The organism is Pantoea endophytica (genome assembly GCF_002858935.1).
In the GTDB taxonomy this organism is placed as follows: Bacteria; Pseudomonadota; Gammaproteobacteria; order Enterobacterales; family Enterobacteriaceae; genus Pantoea; species Pantoea leporis.
Genome location: NZ_PJRT01000029.1, coordinates 64,428 through 82,079 on the forward strand (window position 1 = coordinate 64,428; position 17,652 = coordinate 82,079).

A 17,652-nucleotide genomic window follows, 5' to 3' on the forward strand; every position below is an offset into this window, starting at 1 on the left:
TGAGGCATTTTTTCCATGGATTTTGGAGTAGGATGCTTTGCAGGAAAATTAAGCTATCACATTGATTACAATGACAAGTTACAAGAGGCTGTAATTGTGGAAAAGCGCGTGTCAAAGCTGGAAGCGGATATTGACGATATCAAAACCGATATGGCAGTAATGAAAACGGATATCGCGGTGATCAAATCGAATTACGTCACCAAAAGCGATCTTTATCAGGAGATCGGCAAAGTGCATCAGGATATTGGGAGAATTCATCAGGAGTTAAGTAAGCAGACAAAATGGATAATCGCTGGGATGCTGAGTACTGCGGGCATGACGTTGGCACTGGCTCGCTGGTTGTTTTGAGTGAATAACTAATCAAGGAGTGAACATGGAAAAGCGCGTTTCAAAGCTTGAAGCGGATATCGACGAAATCAAAACCGATATGGCGCTGATGAAAACGGATATCGCGGTGATTAAATCGAACTACGCCACTAAAAGCGATCTTCATCAGGCGATAAATCAACAAACGAAATGGATTGTGGCGGGAATAATGAGCACCGCTGGACTGACACTTGCTCTGGCAAGATGGCTGTTTTAAGCGGGAGAACGATGAAAATCTGGTGTCCCCTGCAGGAATCGAACCTGCAACTAGCCCTTAGGAGGGGCTCGTTATATCCATTTAACTAAGGAGACGCCGGGCGCGCAGTATAGCGCACCGCGAACCTGATTTTAACTATGCAGCGGTTGTTTGCTCAATCTATCAGCAATTTAAGACCAGGCTTACACCTGTTTTTGCTTCTCTTTCCGCTTCTGTTCCGCACGCGCTTTGGCTTTCGCCGCTTCACTCATATCGTTACGAATCTGCGCATGGCTGATCAACGCAAATATCAGCGTACCGCCCGTGATGTTGCCAAGCAGCGTAGGCAGGGCAAATGGCCAGAAGAATTCGTACCACGGCAGCGTGCCCGCAAACACCAGATACAGCACCTCGACTGAACCGACCACGATATGCGCTAAATCACCTAACGCCACCAGCCAGGTCATCATCACAATCACTACAATCTTTGCGCCACCCGCATACGGGAACATCCACACCATGGTGGCGATAATCCAGCCTGATATCACCGCATTAGCGAACATTTCGCTTGGGGAGTTCACCATCACTTTTTCACTGATGGCGGTAAAGGCCTGACGCGTCGCATCGTCGAATATTGGCATATGATTAAAGGCCAGCGCCCCTAATGCGGTGCCAATCAGATTGCCGAGCAGCACCACGCACCAGAGACGTAACAGCAGCGCAAAGTTGCTGCCGGTCGGTTTGTGCATCACCGGCAAAACGGCGGTAACGGTATTCTCGGTAAACAGTTGCTGGCGCGCCATAATCACAATCACAAAGCCAAAGGTATAACCCAAATTTTCCAGTAAAAATGCGCCCGGCACGCCTTTAAGATGGACCTGAAAAATGCCTTTCGCCATCAGCGAAGCGCTCATCGACAAGCCCGCCGCAACCGCGGACCAGAGCAGCGCCATGCCGTCACGCTCGAGCTCTTTTTCCCCATCCTGGCGTATCTCTTCATGAATCGCCGCAGCCTGCGAGGGCAGGGCATCTTCATCGACTTCTATCTCCTTGCCTTGCTCCTTCTCATCACTCTCTACATCGTTGTCACTGTTTGAAATCGATGGTGATTGTTTCATGTTTTCCTCAGGTGATAATGCCATTGCGTCATAAGCGTAGCTGGTTTTTGCAAGGTCGATTTGTTACGAAGATTCAAATTAAGAGTAACGAAATTTTAACTGAGTTGGATTTTTGAGCAATTTGTTGATCTGGGGCGCACGAATACCCCATTTGGGGTAAGTGGGAGCCAGCTCACAGACTTCGGCCCACAGATTCAATGTGGTATTATCCCCGCCTCATTCATTGCCGCGATTCTCCCTTCTATGCTCGAAGTCATTAATCTCTCATGCGTTCGTGATGAGCGAACCTTGTTTCATGGGTTGAGCTTCCGCGTGCAACCGGGTGACATTGTGCAAATTGAAGGGCCAAACGGAGCCGGGAAAACTTCGCTGTTGCGCCTGCTGGCCGGATTAAGCCGGGCGGAAGAGGGCGACGTCATGTGGCAGTCACAGCCCCTTCGTCAACAGCGCGAAGTATGGCAACAAAATCTGCTCTATCTTGGCCATCATCCCGGCGTGAAATCGGTACTCTCACCGCTAGAGAACCTGCATTTCTGGCACGGTAGCAGCAATGAAGACGCGATTTTTGCTGCGCTTGAGCAGGTCGATCTGCTGGGTTTTGAAGAGGTGCCGGTGGCACAACTCTCCGCCGGACAGCAGCGGCGCGTGGCATTAGCACGCTTATGGCTTAGCCCAGCGTCGATATGGATCCTCGATGAACCCTTAACCGCCATCGATAAAGGCGGTGTTGAAAAATTAATGGCGCGATTCGTCAGCCATGCCGATAACGGCGGAGCGGTGATTCTGACCACGCATCAGGATCTGCCCGATCACAGCGCGCGCGTGCGTAAAATTCGTCTTACTTCGGAGTGGGCTTGATGTTAGGCCGGGTCATTCAGCGTGAATTAAAAATCGCTTTTCGTAGCGGCGGGGAAGTGATCAATCCGCTGTGGTTTTTCCTGATTGTTATCACGCTGTTTCCGTTAGGTATCGGACCGGAGCCACAGCAGCTGGCGCGGATTGCGCCGGGCGTGGCGTGGGTTGCCGCGTTACTCGCCTCATTGCTGGCGCTGGAACGGCTGTTTCGTGACGATTTTCTTGATGGTTCGCTTGAGCAACTACTTCTGTTGCCGACGCCGCTACCGATCACGGTGCTGGGCAAAGTGATTGCGCACTGGCTGATTACCGGGCTACCGCTGATTTTATTGTCGCCGCTGGCGGCATTGTTGCTGTCGCTGGATTTTGCCGGCTGGCGCGCGATGGCATTGACGTTATTACTTGGCACGCCAACGCTGAGTTTTCTCGGCGCGATTGGGACCGGATTAACCGTTGGGTTGCGGCGCGGCGGCGTATTACTGAGTTTGCTGGTATTGCCGTTGTCGATACCGGTTTTGATATTTGCCAGCGCGGCGATTGATGCCGCCGGAATGGGATTGCCGATCGGGGGTTATCTGGCGATTCTTGGCGCGATGCTGGCGGTAAGCGCAACGCTGTCGCCGTTCGCGACGGCAGCGGCCTTGCGTATCAGTCTGCATTAATTCGTGCCGCCCCAGAGCGGTCGAAACCTGAATTCTCTTTATTGTGAGCTATGCAAAATGTGGAAATGGTTACACCAGTGGGCAAAGCCTGAGCGGCTTTACCAGCTATGCGGTCGCTTGATTCCGTGGTTCGCGGTGCTGGGTGTTGGCACGCTGTTACTCGGTTGGGTCTGGGGATTCGGCTTTGCACCGGCGGATTATCAGCAGGGCAACAGCTTCCGGATTATGTACATTCACGTGCCTGCAGCGATGTGGTCGATGGGCGTGTATGCATCAATGGCTATTGCGGCATTTATCGGCCTGGTGTGGCAGATGAAGATGGCCGATCTGGTCTCAGCGGCGATGGCGCCGATTGGCGCGGTGTTCACCTTTATCGCGCTGATTACCGGTTCCGCTTGGGGTAAACCGATGTGGGGAACCTGGTGGATCTGGGATGCACGCCTGACATCTGAGCTGGTGCTGCTGTTCCTCTATATGGGCGTTATCGCGCTGTATCACTCCTTTGAAGACCGCCGCACCGCCGGGCGCGCCGCCGGCATTTTGATTCTGGTTGGCGTGGTTAATCTGCCGATCATTCACTTCTCGGTGCAATGGTGGAACACGCTGCATCAGGGCTCATCAGGCATTCTGCAGCAGGCTATCGATCCAAGCATGCGCACACCGCTGCGCTGGTCCATTCTCGGTTACCTGCTGGTGTTTGGTGCGCTGACCTTAATGCGCCTGCGCAATTTGATTCTATTCACCGAGCGTCATCGTCCGTGGGCGATTGATGTGGCGCAGGGAGGAAGCAAATTATGACGCCAGCCTTTGCATCGTGGAGCGATTTCTTCGCCATGGGCGGCTATGCCTTTTACGTCTGGCTCGCCGTTATCCTCACGTTGATCCCGTTATTCGGTCTGGTGCTGCACACCGTGCTGTTCCGCCGCCGTTTGCTGGCGGAAATTCGCCAGCGTCAGTCCAGGGAGCGGCGCATTCGCGCGGCTAAATCGAAAAAAGCTGCCAGTGGAGCAGCGGGAGAATCCGTGTGAATATCCGTCGTCGTAATCGCCTCTATGTGGCGATCGCGGTGTTGATCGGGCTTGGCCTGGCGACCGCGCTGGTGATGTACGCGCTGCGTTCCAACATCGACCTGTTTTATACCCCGAGTGAAATTATCAACGGCAAAGGTGAAGATCATCAGAAGCCTGAGCCGGGCCAGCGCTTGCGCATTGGCGGCATGGTGATGCCGGGCAGCGTAAAGCGCGATCCGAAAACGCTCGCCGTCTCTTTCAAACTGTATGACGCCAACGGCGTGGTCAGTGTGACCTATGAAGGCATTCTGCCGGACCTGTTCCGTGAAGGGCAGGGCGTGGTAGCGCAAGGCGTGCTGGAAGAGGGCAATCTGGTGAACGCTAAAGAAGTGCTGGCGAAACACGATGAAAAATATACGCCTCCCGAAATTGAAGATGCCATGAAGAAGAATCACACAGGACCTGCGGCAGCTTATCAGCAGTCGGGTGCGCAATCATGATGCCGGAAATTGGTAGCTTTCTGCTGTGTCTGGCGCTGGCTTTAGCGCTCCTGTTGAGCGTCTATCCGTTGTGGGGCGCTGCGCGGCAGGATGCGCGTTTGATGGCCATGGCGCGCCCGTTGACCTGGGGCATGTTTATCTGTGTCGCCGCCTCTTTTGTGGTGTTGGTGCACGCCTTTGTGGTGAATGACTTTACCGTTGGCTATGTCGCCACCAACTCCAACACCTTGCTGCCGGTCTATTATCGCATCGCGGCAACCTGGGGTGCGCACGAAGGTTCACTGCTGTTGTGGGTGCTGCTGCTCAGCACCTGGACGCTGGCGGTGGCGATCTTCAGTCGCGGGATGCCGCAGGATGCGCTAGCACGCGTGCTGGCGGTGATGGGCATGATTAATCTCGGCTTCCTGCTGTTTATCATTCTCACCTCGAATCCATTTACCCGCACCTTGCCAAACTTCCCGATTGACGGGCGCGATCTCAACCCAATGCTGCAGGATATCGGGCTGATCTTCCATCCGCCGCTGCTGTACATGGGTTATGTCGGCTTCTCGGTGGCCTTTGCGTTTGCCATTGCCTCGCTGATGGCCGGACGTCTGGATACCGCATGGGCGCGCTGGTCACGTCCGTGGACCACCGCCGCGTGGGTCTTCCTGACTATCGGTATCGTCCTCGGTTCGGCGTGGGCTTATTACGAACTCGGCTGGGGCGGCTGGTGGTTCTGGGACCCGGTCGAAAACGCCTCCTTTATGCCGTGGCTGGCCGGAACAGCGCTGATGCACTCGCTGGCGGTGACGGAAAAGCGCGGCAGCTTCAAGTCGTGGACGGTGTTACTGGCGATCACCGCGTTCTCGCTAAGCCTGCTTGGCACTTTCCTCGTGCGCTCCGGCGTGCTGGTTTCCGTGCACTCGTTCGCCTCCGATCCGGCGCGCGGCATGTTTATTCTCGCCTTCCTGGTGATTGTGATTGGCAGCTCGCTGCTGCTGTACGCGCTGAAAGGTGGTCAGGTGCGCAGCCGCGTACAGAGCGAAGCCTGGTCACGCGAATCCTTCCTGCTGGGTAATAACGTGCTGCTGATCGCCGCGATGCTGGTGGTGTTACTCGGTACGCTGCTGCCGCTGGTGCATAAACAGCTCGGTCTCGGCAGCATCTCGGTGGGCGAGCCGTTCTTCAACACCATGTTTACCTGGCTGATGGCACCGTTCGCGCTGATGCTCGGTATCGGTCCGCTGGTGCGCTGGCGTCGTGACCAACCACAGAAACTGTGGAAACGCCTTGGCGTGGGCCTGTTAGTGACGCTGATTCTGTCGATCGCCCTGCCGTGGCTGCTGCAGGATCGCATTGAGGCGATGACGGTTATCGGCCTGCTGATGTCGATCTGGGTGATCATGCTGACGTTGATGGAACTGCACGAGCGCGCCACCCATCGCCACTCTTTCTTCAAAGGTTTACGACATCTGTCGCGCAGCCATTGGGGCATGGTGCTGGGGCATTTAGGCGTGGCGGTGACCGTGGTCGGTATCGCCTTTAGCACCCAGTACAGCGTTGAGCGTGATGTGCGCATGAAGGCGGGCGATACCGTTGATATCCACAATTATCACTTTACCTTCCACGGCGTGCGCAACCTGCAAGGGCCGAACTACAGCGGCGGCGTGGCGGTGATTGAAGTGACGCGCAACGGCAAGCTGGAGGCGGTGATGCAGGCGGAAAAACGCTTCTATGCAGCCGCGCGCACCATGATGACCGAAGCGGCGATCAGCGGCGGTTTCACCCGCGATCTGTATGCGGCGCTGGGCGAAGAGCTGGATGACGGTTCGTGGGCGGTGCGGATTTACTACAAACCGTTTGTGCGCTGGATCTGGTTCGGCGGCGTGTTTATGGCGGTGGGCGGCTTGTTCTGCCTGTTCGATCCGCGCTATCGCTCACGCAAAAAAGAGCAGCGCGAGGAGCTGGCATGAACAAAAAAATCCTGTTTATCCCGTTAGTTCTATTTTTGCTGCTGGCCGCGGCGCTGCTGTGGCAGCTGTCGCGCAACGCCAACGGCGATGATCCAACGCGTCTCGAATCAGCGTTGATCGGCAAACCGGTACCCGTATTCAAACTGGAAGCGCTCGATCAACCCGGCAAAATCTACGATCAGCAGGTGCTGACCGACGGCAAACCGATTCTGCTCAACGTCTGGGCAACCTGGTGCCCAACCTGCCGCGCGGAGCATCAATACCTCAACACGCTGGCGGAAAAAGGCATTCGCGTGGTTGGCCTCAACTATAAAGACGATCGCACCAAAGCGGTGACCTGGCTGAACACGCTGGGTAATCCTTATGCGCTCAGCCTGTATGACGGCAACGGGATGCTCGGTCTCGATCTCGGCGTTTACGGCGCACCGGAAACCTTCCTGATCGACGGCAAAGGGATCATTCGTTATCGCCACGCAGGCGACATGAACGATCGCGTCTGGCTCGAAGAAGTGAAACCGCTGTGGGACAAATACAACAAGGAGGCGGGCGTATGAAACGGCTGCTTCTATTGTTAGCGGGCATTCTGCTCAGCACCAGCCTGTGGGCGGCGATTGATACTTATCAGTTCGATTCGGTGCAGCAGGAAGAACAATACCGTGATCTCACCGCATCGCTGCGTTGCCCGAAATGCCAGAACAACAGCATTGCCGATTCCAATGCGATGATCGCGTCGGATATGCGTCTTAAAGTCTACGAGTTGATGAAGCAGGGCGAAAGCCGCCAGCAGATCATTGATTACATGGTGGCGCGTTACGGTAATTTCGTGACGTATGAGCCGCCGGTAACGCCTTCCACGCTGATTTTGTGGGTGGGGCCAGCGCTGTTTGTGGTGCTGGGCGCGCTGATCATTATTCTGCGTAATCGTCGCGGCAAAGCGCGTAGCGAACTCGACGACAGTGAACAACAGCGCCTTGCGGCGTTACTCAAGCGTGACGGGAAGCCGTAATGACTGGATTCTGGATTACCCTGATTATTTTACTGCTGGCGGCTATCGCGCTGTTTCTGCGTGCCGGCTGGCGTCAGCGCGAGGCCAGCAGTGGCGATCGCGATCGTCTCAACACCGATTTCTATCAGCAACGCCTGCGCGAGCTGGAGCGTGATGAAGAAGAGGGCGTGGTGGCTGAGCGCCCGGAAATGGTGCGCGAACTGCAACAAACACTATTAACTGATGTGCCGCAGCAGGATGCCGCGACCATTCATCGCAGCAGCCGCTGGGTGTTGCTGCCGGGCGTGATTGTGCTGCTGGTGGTGTCGGTTGGCATGTATCTGAAAACCGGCGGACTCACGCCGCAAACCGCGTTCGTCAGCGTACAGCAGGAGTTTCCTGCGTTACGTGCGCGCGTGATGGATCCTAAAGCTCAGCCGCTAACCATGGAAGAGTTGGCGCGTCTGCAGCTGGGTCTGCGCAGCTCGCTGCAGAACGACGCAACGAACCTCAACGATTGGGCGATGCTGGGCCGCTTAGGGATGGTGCTGAATAATGCCACCGATGCCAGCCAGGCATTTGAACATGCGCTACAGCTGGCGCCAGACAACATCGAACTGCAGCAGGATTATGCCGAAGTGCTGACGCGCTCCAGCGATCCGCAGGATAACCGTCAGGCCAACGTGTTGCTGAAAGCGCTGCTTAAACGCGATCACAGCGATGTGCGCACGCTGAGTCTGCTGGCGTTTAATGCCTTTGAGCAGCAGCAGTACAACGAGGCGATTGGTGCATGGCAGGTGATGTTGAAACTGTTACCGGCAGGCGATCGTCGCATCACCATGATCGAGCGCAGCATTGAACAAGCGAAAACTGACGCGGGACAGCAAAATAGCAGCCTGGCATTGACGGTGAGTTTGACGCCGCAGGCAGAAAAAATGTTACCGCAAGGCGGAGTGTTGTATATTTCTGTGTCTGACGGTGTTTCACCGGTGCCTGTGGCTGTGAAGCGTTTACCGCTGAGTCACTTCCCGTTATCGCTCACGCTCGATGACAGCAATGCCATGATGCCCGATCGCCTGCTTTCGGCACAGCATCAGGTGCAAGTCAGGGTGCGCATTTCGCGCGATGGCAGTGCCAATCCACAGTCTGGCGACTGGTTGGGTTTAAGCGCGGTCACACCCTGGGATGGTCATCAGCAACTGGCTGTGGAAATTAATCAACAGCAGCCCTGAAGCGATACCTTACTGATCCGCACAGGGAGAGAAGAATGAATAACCGCCTGACCGGTTTGGCGCTAGCCAGCTTACTGCTGGTGGGTTGTGCCAGCTCAAAACCGGCTGAAAATACGGAACCTGCGCAGCGCAGCGATCCGCTGGAAGGCTTTAACCGCACGATGTTTAACTTCAACTACAACGTGCTGGATCCGTATGTTCTGCGTCCGGTGGCAGTCGCCTGGCGCGATTATGTGCCGGTGCCGGCACGTAGCGGCATCAGTAATGTGTTATCCAACGTTGAAGAGCCCGCCAGCATGGTTAACGCCATTCTGGTGGGTGAACCGCGCCAGGCAGGCATCCACTTTACCCGCTTCTTCCTGAACACCGTGTTAGGGCTGGGTGGCTTTATCGACGTGGCGGGCAAAGCCAATCCGGCACTGGCGCGTGAAGTGCCGCATCGCTTTGGTAGCACGCTGGGACGTTATGGCGTCGGTTACGGCCCGTATGTTGAATTGCCGGCCTACGGTAGCTTCACCATCCGTGAAGATGGCGGTGACTTCGTTGATACGCTCTATCCGGTCTTAAGCTGGTTGAGCTGGCCGATCTCGGTAGGTAAATGGACGCTGGAAGGGATTGAAACCCGTGCGCAGTTGCTGGATTCGGACGCCATTTTGCGTCAGCAGCAAGATCCGTACGCCTTTATTCGTAATGCCTACTTCCAGCGACATGACTTTATTGCCAACGGCGGTAAGCTGAAGCCGGAAGATAATCCGAACGCCAGTGCGATTCAGGACGATCTGAAAGATATTGATTCTGAATAAAACAAAAAGGCGACTCAATGAGTCGCCTTTTTTATCAAGCTACGTATCAGAACTTGTAGTTAAAGTTCGCGCCGTACAGCCAGGCTTTACCTTCAGAGTTAAAGGTATACGGGCCTTCTTTCACGGTGACTTTCTGACCGTGCATGTAAGAAATACCCAGGTCGACAGAAGCATCTTCATTGAAGGCGTAAGACGCACCGGCACTCAGCCACAGACGATCCTGATCCGGAATAGAGATAGAACGCTTATCGGCCGGAACCGGGCTGTCATCAAAGGCGATACCGGTACGGAAGGTCCAGTTATCGTCGTAGAAGTAAGTGGTACCCAACGCGATACGGTAGGCATCGTGGAAACTTTCATCCTTATAGAACAGCGTCTGGCCATTGCTGCCGGTGGCTTTCAACTCCTGAAATTGGCTCCAGCTGGTATAAGTCAGGCTATAGTGAACCGCCCATTGCGGCGCCACTTTATGCCAGCCTGACACTTCCCACATCTCTGGCAGATTCAAAGTCAGAGAACCCGGAATTGTAGTGCCGCTGGTGCCGTAAGGCAGGCCTAAAGCCAGTGCCTGCGGTGTACCGTTAAAGGCGGTGGGGATGTTGCTCTTGTAGTCACCGTCAAAGTCGACTTTTACTTCTGAGCGGTAGGTAAAGCCAAAGCGGTTATTTTTATCCACTTCGTACAGGATGCCGGCGTTCCAGCCGTAACCCCATTCATCACCTTTTAAATGCGCAATCTGGGTATCGGCTGGCAATCCTGCCACGGCACCTGCTTCACCGGCATAGCGCTCAATTTTCGCTTTTGCGTAGACCGCATCAAAGCCGATACCGAAGCTGAAATTCTCATTCAGTCGATAAGCGGTGCTGATATTAAAATTACCGGTCATCAGGTCGGTTTTGCCGCCATAACCACCTGCGGTATAGCCGTCATTAAATTCGGTTGCTAAACCATAGTTTGAGGTCGCAGATGCACCAATCCACCACTGATCGTTAATTGGGTGCACATAGTGAAGATTAGGGATCCACTGATTTGGGGCGATATTTTTGGCATCAAGGCTGCGACCTGTCGGGCTCTGACCGCTAATATCCACTTCGGGATCAATATAAACCGCGCCGATAGAGAAAGAAGGGCGATCCATTAATGCCATAGTTGCCGGGTTACGGCTGGCAGAGGCGGCGGTATCACCCATCGCACCTTCGCCGGAATATGCACGACCTAAACCAATTGCTGAGAATTCATTCAGTTGAAAGCCCGCGGCGTAAACATGAGAACAGACGAGCGTTACTGCAGCTGCCACAGCTGACTTTGCAAACAGGTTTTTATGGTTCATGACCACAACCTCATCCAGATTTATTATTTAACGTTGTTACGTCGCGTAACAAAGAGCGGCGAATTGTAGGGACTGATGGCAAAACCACATATCAGACCAGTGCGACGAGTATAGGTCCGACCTGTGTATTTGTTGCAATATTGTTTTTTAAATATTTCTGATTTGATCGATAAAATCAGATCTGCTTAACAAAATCTTAGCGGTTCGACTTAAACATAGCGTTCAATTTTGCTGTGGATCAATTTTTAGTGTGATATTCGTCACTTAGCGGCTTGATCGTGGATGTGAAAACGCAGCAGGCGTACACTTTGCGGCAGAAAATAATCCGATTATGTTGAAATTATCGTCAGGAGAGAATCATGACTGATGCCATTAAAAAGTGTAATGCCAACGAAACGGCGGCCTGCTGCTGTGTCGATGTGGGAACCGTGATGGATAACACCGATTGCACCGCAAGCTGGTCTGGCGTATTTGCCGACCGTCATGCGGCGGAAGCGATGCTGGCGCATTTGACTGAGCGCGCGCGTCAGGTGGAATCCGATCCTTGCGATATTCGCGCGGATTTTGCCAATGAAGGCGACGCGGTGCGCCTGTCTATCGACTTCACCTTTGCCTGCCAGGCCGAAACCCTGATTTTCCAGCTCGGCCTACGCTAATCATGCCGCTGCCGAAACCCCTTCGGCAGCCTTAACTCATTTTCGTGTATTCCTTCGCACTTTTTTCCTCTGCTTATTGGCTACTTAGCAACACTTAGTTAACACTGATGATCAGGTCAGACCTGTTTGGCAATGATGCCCCGGTCGAAAAATACAGGTGATTGCAATGAGCAAAGCGCAGCCGCTGCTGACGCGTCAGGGCGAACGTATCGCCATAACCCACGGATTACGCACGCCTTTTGCCCGCCAGGCGACCGATTTCCACGGCATTCCCGCGCTGGAGCTGGGGCGCATGGTGATCAGCGAACTGATGGCGCGCAGCGAATTACCGGTCGAGTTTATCGATCAACTGGTGTTTGGCCAGGTGGTGCAGATGCCGGAAGCGCCCAACATTGCGCGTGAAATTGTTCTGAGCAGCGGATTAGGCGTGCATACCGATGCCTATAGCGTTAGCCGCGCCTGCGCCACCAGTTTTCAGGCGGTGGCAAACGTAGCGGAAAGTTTGATGGCGGGCACCATCGATGCCGGCATTGCCGGTGGCGCGGATTCATCCTCGGTGCTGCCGATTGGCGTCAGTAAAACTCTGGCGCGTGCGCTGGTGGATCTCAACAAAGCGCGCAGCTTTAGTCAAAAACTCAGCATCCTGCGTCGTTTGCGCCCGCGCGATCTGTTGCCGGTGCCACCGGCGGTAGCGGAGTATTCTACCGGATTACGCATGGGCGATACCGCCGAGCAGATGGCGAAAAGTCACGGCATCACGCGTGAACAGCAGGACGCGTTAGCGCTGCGTTCGCACCAGCATGCGGCGCGCGCCTGGCAATCGGGCGTGTTAAGCCAGGAAGTGATGCCCGCATTTGTGCCGCCGTGGAAAGCGCCCATCGAGCAGGACAACAATATTCGCTTCAACGCCAGCGCCGCCGATTACGCCAAACTGCGCCCGGCGTTTGATCGTCGTCACGGTTCGGTGACCGCCGCCAACAGCACGCCGCTGACCGATGGCGCCGCAGCGGTGATCCTGATGCGTGAAGGGCGCGCGCGCGAACTCGGCATTCAGCCGCTCGGCTATCTTCGCAGCTATGCTTTTACGGCGATTGATGTCTGGCACGATATGCTGCTTGGACCGGCCTACGCCTCGCCGCTGGCGCTGGAGCGCGCCGGCATCACGCTCAACGATCTGACGCTGATTGATATGCACGAAGCCTTTGCCGCACAAACCTTAGCCAACCTGAAAATGTTCCGTGACGAACGCTTTGCGCGCGAGGTGCTGAATCGTCCGCATGCGTTAGGTGAAGTCAATGAAGAACGCTTTAACGTGCTTGGCGGATCGATAGCTTATGGTCATCCGTTTGCCGCCACTGGCGCACGCATGATCACGCAAACGCTGCAGGAACTGCGGCGGCGCGGTGGCGGATTGGGATTGGTCACCGCCTGCGCGGCAGGCGGCCTGGGCACGGCAATGGTTTTGGAGGCCGAATAATGAGCGAATCCGCCTTTCATTTACACATGCGCCTCGACCACGTCGGTGTGATCACCATCGATGTGCCGGGCGAGAAGATGAACACGCTGAAGGCCGAGTTTGTGCCGCAGATCAAAGCGGTGCTGGACGAAGCGCGCAGCCATCAGCAGTTGGCTGGATTAGTGTTGATCTCCGGCAAGCCAGACAACTTTGTTGCTGGTGCGGATATCAGCATGATCGCCAACTGCAAAACGGCGCAGGAAGCTGAGGCGCTGGCAAAGCAGGGACAAGATGTGATGGCGATGATTGCCGCGCTGCCGTTTCCAGTGGTGGCGGCGATTCACGGTGCCTGCCTCGGCGGCGGTCTGGAACTGGCGCTGGCCTGCGATGCGCGCATCTGTTCGCTGGATGACAAAACGCGCCTCGGTTTGCCGGAAGTACAGCTCGGTCTGCTGCCGGGTTCTGGCGGTACGCAACGTTTGCCGCGCCTGATTGGCGTACAGCAGGCGCTGCCGCTGATCCTTACCGGCAAACAGCTGCGCGCTAAACAGGCGCTCAAGCTGGGGATTGTCGATGACGCGGTGCCGCAATCAATTCTGCTGGAAACGGCGATTGCGCGTGTACATAAAGGAAAAGGCGCACGGCGGGAGCTTTCGCGCCGCGATCGTTTGCTGCAGGGACCGATCGCGCGTCAGGTGCTGTTCTCGCTGGCGCAGCGGCAAACCCACAGCAAAACCCAGGGCAACTATCCAGCGGCCCAGCGCATTCTTGACGTGGTGCGCATCGGTCTGGAGCAGGGTAGCAGCGCCGGGCATGAAGCAGAAGCGCGCGCCTTTGGCCAATTGGCGATGACGCCAGAATCGGCCGCGCTGCGCAGTTTGTTCTTCGCCTCAACGGCCTTAAAGAAAGAGTCGATGGCCAGTGTCGAGCCGCAAGTGCTGAAGCAGATTGGCGTGCTCGGCGGCGGTTTGATGGGCGGCGGCATCGCCAGCGTTACGGCGCTGAAAGCCGGTTTGCCAGTGCGCATTAAAGACATCAATCTGGTCGGCGTGAATCATGCGCTGCAATACAGCTGGGATCTGCTGAGCAACAAGGTGAAGCGGCGTCAGCTAAAAGCCGCCGAACGCCAGCAGCAGATGGCGCGCATCAGCGGTGGCACCGATTACCAGGGATTCAGCCAGCGCGATCTGGTGATTGAAGCGGTATTTGAGGATCTGGCGCTCAAGCAGCAGATGGTCAGCGAAATCGAAAGCCATTGCCAGCCGCACACCATTTTCGCCTCCAATACTTCCTCGCTGCCAATTGCTGATATCGCAGCCAAAGCCCAGCGGCCTGAAAACGTGATCGGTCTGCATTTTTTCAGTCCTGTGGACAAAATGCCGCTGGTGGAGGTGATTCCTCACGCCAATACCTCGGCGCAAACGCTGGCGAACACGGTGCAGCTGGCGCGTCAGCAGGGCAAAACGGCGGTGGTGGTGGCGGATCGTCCCGGCTTTTACGTTAACCGCATTCTCGCGCCCTATATAAATGAAGCGATGCACTGCTTGCAGGAAGGTGAGCCGATTGAGCATATCGATCGCGCTTTAGTGAAGTTTGGTTTCCCGGTTGGGCCGCTGCAGCTGCTGGATGAAGTGGGCATTGATGTCGGCAGCAAGATCAGCCCGATTCTCGAGCAGGCTTACGGTTTACGTTTCAGCGCCCCCAACGCCGCGAACGCCATTCTGGCCGACGGCAGAAAAGGGCGCAAAAATCACAAAGGGTTTTACCTCTATCAACGTTCGCGCTGGCCGGGAAAACGCCAAGTCGATGCTTCCCTTTATTCACTGCTGAATATCAAACCGCAGGCAAGGCAGAGCGAAGCGCAGATCGCTGAGCGCTGCGTCTTGATGATGCTGAACGAAGCGGCACGCTGTCTGGATGAAGCGGTGATCCGCAACGCGCGGGATGGCGATATTGCGGCGGTATTTGGCATCGGTTTTCCGCCGTTCCTTGGCGGTCCGTTCCGCTATATGGATCAGCGCGGCATTGGCGATATCGTCAAAGCATTAAGGTCATTAATGCAGCAACATGGCGAGCGTTTTGCGCCGAGTGAGGCGCTGCTTGCAATGTCAGAACAGCAAACGAATTTTTACACTTCTGCACAATCGTGAATAGGCACAGAGATTCAGCGGGTTAGTCAGCGGGCCGTGCAGCGGTAAGCGCGGCACCATTCTGAGATGTGCTTATTTAATAAACAACCGGTTGACTATACTGAAGCCATTGGGGTAAAACACACCGTTCATTCGCAGAATGAAGCGTCTGGTGCTGTGGTACCGGCCGATATCGACAAACAACAGCGGTGCTTTATGCAAGTTTTTATCATGCGTCATGGCGATGCAGCTCTGGAAGCAGCGAGTGATTCTGTTCGACCTCTCACACTCTGTGGCTGTGATGAATCGAGAGCGATGGCGAGCTGGCTCAACGGCAAAACGCCAGAAATTGATCGGGTATTAGTCAGTCCTTACCTGCGTGCCGAGCAAACGCTCGCCACGGTGCGCGAAACCCTGAAATTGCCAGAAGGGCAGGATGTCTTGCCGGAACTGACGCCGGGCGGCGATCCGGGCATGGTGGCTTGCTATCTGCAGGCGCTGGCACAAAAAGGGGTTAAATCGGCGCTGGTGATTTCGCATCTGCCGCTGGTGGGTTATCTGGTGTCTGAACTCTGCCCGCAGGAAGCGCCGCCGATGTTCGCGACCTCGGCAATAGCCTGTGTGAACTTTGATGCAGAGGCCTGCGAAGGCAAGCTGGAGTGGCAGGTCAGCCCGTCAAAATTGGCTAAAGCGATGTAATTCCGCTCTATGGGCCGCTTACAAACGCGGCCCTATCCTTTTGTAGCGCGGCACGTCACGGTAATTCAGGCGGCTGCCACTCTTCTACCTCTATCAGCACCAGCAGTGCGGCGTCGCCGCCAAACATTTTCGGTGCCTGATGAAACGCCATCACATGCGGATGTTGTGCCAGCCACAGCGGTGTTTGCTGCTTGAGGATGTGTTTGCCGTGCCCGGTCATCACGCTGGCGCAGAACAGATGTTCGCGGCGACAGGCGGCAATCAACGCACCGAGTTCCTGCTTGGCCTGCATCTGCGTTAAGCCATGCAGATCGAGAAAAATTTCCGGCGTGTAATCGCCACGACGCAATTTCTTCTGCTCGTAATGGCTGACATCCGCGCGCACGTAGCGCACCGGACCTTCGCTCGACAGCAACGGCTGAAACTCGTCTGAAAAATAATGGCTGTTATCGACCTGTTCTGAAAGCAGGCGTTTAAGCGGTACTTCGCGCGTTTTCACTACCGGTTTATGCACGATAGTGTCCTGTTTCAGCTTGCGGGTTCCACTCATTAACTGGCGGAACATCTCCTGATCGTCCTGGCTTAGCGGCGTTTTCTTACTCATGGCTCTGTGATTGGGTCAGAAAAGGCTGGTTAAACAGCCGGTGGCATACCTTAACCGTTACTGTTAACAAATGTCAGCTTTTTCGCCTCGCTGCGCTGAATTCTGCCCGGCTTCGTGGCACACTATCGGCCGATTGATTTTATGGCCTGCGGAGGGCTACGTGGACAAGATATTCGTCGATGAGGCAGTGAATGAACTGCACACCATTCAGGACATGCTGCGCTGGGCTGTCAGCCGTTTTTCGGCGGCAGGCATTTGGTACGGCCACGGCACGGATAATCCCTGGGACGAAGCAGTCCAACTGGTTCTGCCAACGCTGTGGCTACCGCTGGATATTCCAGAAGATATGCGCAATGCGCGCCTGACTGCCAGCGAGCGTCATCGCATTGTTGAGCGCGTGATTCGCCGCGTCAACGAACGCATTCCGGTGGCGTATCTCACCAACAAAGCCTGGTTCTGCGGCCACGAATTTTACGTTGATGAGCGCGTATTAGTGCCGCGTTCACCGATTGGTGAACTGATTGAGAACCGCTTTGCCGGTTTGATCAGCGATTCGCCTCATCACATTCTGGATATGTGTACCGGCAGCGGCTGCATCGCCATTGCCTGCGCTTACGCCTTCCCGGAAGCGGAAGTGGATGCAGTCGATATCTCCACCGATGCACTGGCTGTCGCCGAGCAGAACATTGAAGAGCACGGCCTGCTGAACCACGTCACGCCAATCCGCGCCGATCTGTTCCGCAACTTGCCGCAGGTGAAATACGATCTGATCGTCACCAATCCGCCGTACGTGGATGCGGAAGATATGGACGATCTGCCGAACGAATATCGCCACGAGCCGGAACTGGGTCTGGCGGCGGGCAGCGACGGCCTGAAACTGGTGCGTCGCATTCTGGCCTGTGCGCCGGATTACCTCGCCGAACAAGGCGTGCTGATTTGCGAAGTGGGTAACAGCATGGTGCACATGATCGATCAGTATCCAGACGTGCCGTTTACCTGGCTGGAGTTTGATAACGGCGGTGACGGCGTGTTTATGCTGACGCGCGAGCAAATCGTGGCGGCACAGCATCACTTCTCATTTTACAAAGACTAAATA

The 17,652-nt window shown here is 55.4% G+C and carries 20 protein-coding genes and 1 tRNA gene; 17 read left to right on the forward strand and 4 right to left on the reverse strand.

The features are described from left to right. The first annotated feature begins 15 nt into the window (after positions 1-15). Both PZBJ_RS17940 and PZBJ_RS17945 read left to right on the forward strand, forming a co-directional pair. A complete protein-coding gene (locus PZBJ_RS17940; protein ID WP_233501684.1) occupies positions 16-348 on the forward strand; it encodes a hypothetical protein in 333 nt (110 codons plus the stop codon). Positions 349-373: 25 nt separating this feature from the next. After that, positions 374-583, forward strand: a complete 210-nt coding sequence (locus PZBJ_RS17945; protein ID WP_101763607.1) for a hypothetical protein — start codon at positions 374-376, stop codon at positions 581-583. Between the two features lie 20 nt (positions 584-603). On the opposite strand, the gene PZBJ_RS17950 is transcribed toward PZBJ_RS17945, so the two are convergent. Both PZBJ_RS17950 and PZBJ_RS17955 read right to left on the reverse strand, forming a co-directional pair. After that, positions 604-678 (reverse strand) — tRNA-Arg (locus tag PZBJ_RS17950). An 87-nt stretch (positions 679-765) separates the two neighbouring features. Then, positions 766-1,680, reverse strand: a complete 915-nt coding sequence (locus PZBJ_RS17955) for a formate/nitrite transporter family protein (RefSeq protein WP_101763608.1) — start codon at positions 1,678-1,680, stop codon at positions 766-768. Between the two features lie 243 nt (positions 1,681-1,923). Here PZBJ_RS17955 and ccmA point away from each other — a divergent pair, with 243 nt between their 5' ends. From ccmA to mlaA, 10 genes are read left to right on the forward strand one after another with little or no spacing between them, the layout of a single operon-like run. Further along, on the forward strand, positions 1,924-2,538 hold the full coding sequence (gene ccmA / locus PZBJ_RS17960; RefSeq protein ID WP_101763609.1) for a cytochrome c biogenesis heme-transporting ATPase CcmA: 615 nt from the start codon (positions 1,924-1,926) through the stop codon (positions 2,536-2,538). After that, complete coding sequence (ccmB, locus tag PZBJ_RS17965; protein ID WP_101763610.1) at positions 2,538-3,197, forward strand: heme exporter protein CcmB; 660 nt, start codon at positions 2,538-2,540, stop codon at positions 3,195-3,197. Before ccmA ends, ccmB begins: the two co-directional genes overlap by 1 nt. 57 nt (positions 3,198-3,254) lie before the next feature. Further along, positions 3,255-3,995 carry a heme ABC transporter permease gene (locus PZBJ_RS17970; protein WP_101763611.1) on the forward strand — a complete coding sequence of 247 codons (741 nt, stop codon included), beginning with the start codon at positions 3,255-3,257 and terminating at the stop codon, positions 3,993-3,995. Continuing rightward, positions 3,992-4,225, forward strand: a complete 234-nt coding sequence (gene ccmD / locus PZBJ_RS17975) for a heme exporter protein CcmD (protein WP_101763612.1) — start codon at positions 3,992-3,994, stop codon at positions 4,223-4,225. The genes PZBJ_RS17970 and ccmD overlap by 4 nt, the downstream gene beginning before the upstream one ends. Continuing rightward, a complete protein-coding gene (ccmE, locus tag PZBJ_RS17980; RefSeq protein ID WP_008101293.1) occupies positions 4,222-4,707 on the forward strand; it encodes a cytochrome c maturation protein CcmE in 486 nt (161 codons plus the stop codon). Before ccmD ends, ccmE begins: the two co-directional genes overlap by 4 nt. Next, on the forward strand, positions 4,704-6,662 hold the full coding sequence (locus PZBJ_RS17985; protein ID WP_101763613.1) for a heme lyase CcmF/NrfE family subunit: 1,959 nt from the start codon (positions 4,704-4,706) through the stop codon (positions 6,660-6,662). The genes ccmE and PZBJ_RS17985 overlap by 4 nt, the downstream gene beginning before the upstream one ends. Further along, positions 6,659-7,216: a DsbE family thiol:disulfide interchange protein gene (locus tag PZBJ_RS17990; RefSeq protein WP_101763614.1), complete on the forward strand. Its 558-nt coding sequence runs from the start codon at positions 6,659-6,661 to the stop codon at positions 7,214-7,216. Before PZBJ_RS17985 ends, PZBJ_RS17990 begins: the two co-directional genes overlap by 4 nt. Then, on the forward strand, positions 7,213-7,668 hold the full coding sequence (locus tag PZBJ_RS17995) for a cytochrome c-type biogenesis protein (RefSeq protein WP_101763615.1): 456 nt from the start codon (positions 7,213-7,215) through the stop codon (positions 7,666-7,668). The genes PZBJ_RS17990 and PZBJ_RS17995 overlap by 4 nt, the downstream gene beginning before the upstream one ends. Further along, on the forward strand, positions 7,668-8,879 hold the full coding sequence (ccmI, locus tag PZBJ_RS18000) for a c-type cytochrome biogenesis protein CcmI (protein WP_101763616.1): 1,212 nt from the start codon (positions 7,668-7,670) through the stop codon (positions 8,877-8,879). The genes PZBJ_RS17995 and ccmI overlap by 1 nt, the downstream gene beginning before the upstream one ends. Before the next feature lie 35 nt (positions 8,880-8,914). Beyond that, positions 8,915-9,682 (forward strand): phospholipid-binding lipoprotein MlaA, encoded by a 768-nt coding sequence (mlaA, locus tag PZBJ_RS18005; protein WP_101763617.1) that lies wholly within the window; start codon positions 8,915-8,917, stop codon positions 9,680-9,682. A 46-nt stretch (positions 9,683-9,728) separates the two neighbouring features. Here mlaA and fadL read toward each other — a convergent pair whose 3' ends face one another. Further along, positions 9,729-11,012 carry a long-chain fatty acid transporter FadL gene (gene fadL, locus PZBJ_RS18010; protein WP_101763618.1) on the reverse strand — a complete coding sequence of 428 codons (1,284 nt, stop codon included), beginning with the start codon at positions 11,010-11,012 and terminating at the stop codon, positions 9,729-9,731. 359 nt (positions 11,013-11,371) lie between these two features. On the opposite strand from fadL, the gene PZBJ_RS18015 reads away from it, so the two are divergent. The 4 genes from PZBJ_RS18015 to sixA all read left to right on the forward strand — a co-directional run bounded on the left by PZBJ_RS18015 (position 11,372) and on the right by sixA (position 15,952). Next, positions 11,372-11,668, forward strand: coding sequence for a YfcZ/YiiS family protein (locus tag PZBJ_RS18015; protein WP_101763619.1), 297 nt, complete (start codon positions 11,372-11,374; stop codon positions 11,666-11,668). Positions 11,669-11,834: 166 nt separating this feature from the next. After that, entirely contained in the window at positions 11,835-13,145 is a 1,311-nt protein-coding gene (gene fadI / locus PZBJ_RS18020; protein WP_101763620.1) for an acetyl-CoA C-acyltransferase FadI, read from the forward strand. Then, on the forward strand, positions 13,145-15,274 hold the full coding sequence (gene fadJ, locus PZBJ_RS18025; protein WP_101763621.1) for a fatty acid oxidation complex subunit alpha FadJ: 2,130 nt from the start codon (positions 13,145-13,147) through the stop codon (positions 15,272-15,274). The genes fadI and fadJ overlap by 1 nt, the downstream gene beginning before the upstream one ends. A gap of 195 nt (positions 15,275-15,469) precedes the next feature. Further along, positions 15,470-15,952, forward strand: coding sequence for a phosphohistidine phosphatase SixA (gene sixA, locus PZBJ_RS18030; protein WP_101763719.1), 483 nt, complete (start codon positions 15,470-15,472; stop codon positions 15,950-15,952). Between the two features lie 55 nt (positions 15,953-16,007). On the opposite strand, the gene smrB is transcribed toward sixA, so the two are convergent. Further along, complete coding sequence (gene smrB / locus PZBJ_RS18035) at positions 16,008-16,556, reverse strand: endonuclease SmrB (RefSeq protein ID WP_101763622.1); 549 nt, start codon at positions 16,554-16,556, stop codon at positions 16,008-16,010. Positions 16,557-16,716: 160 nt separating this feature from the next. Here smrB and prmB point away from each other — a divergent pair, with 160 nt between their 5' ends. Beyond that, positions 16,717-17,649: a 50S ribosomal protein L3 N(5)-glutamine methyltransferase gene (gene prmB, locus PZBJ_RS18040; protein ID WP_101763623.1), complete on the forward strand. Its 933-nt coding sequence runs from the start codon at positions 16,717-16,719 to the stop codon at positions 17,647-17,649. The last annotated feature ends 3 nt before the right edge of the window (positions 17,650-17,652 follow it).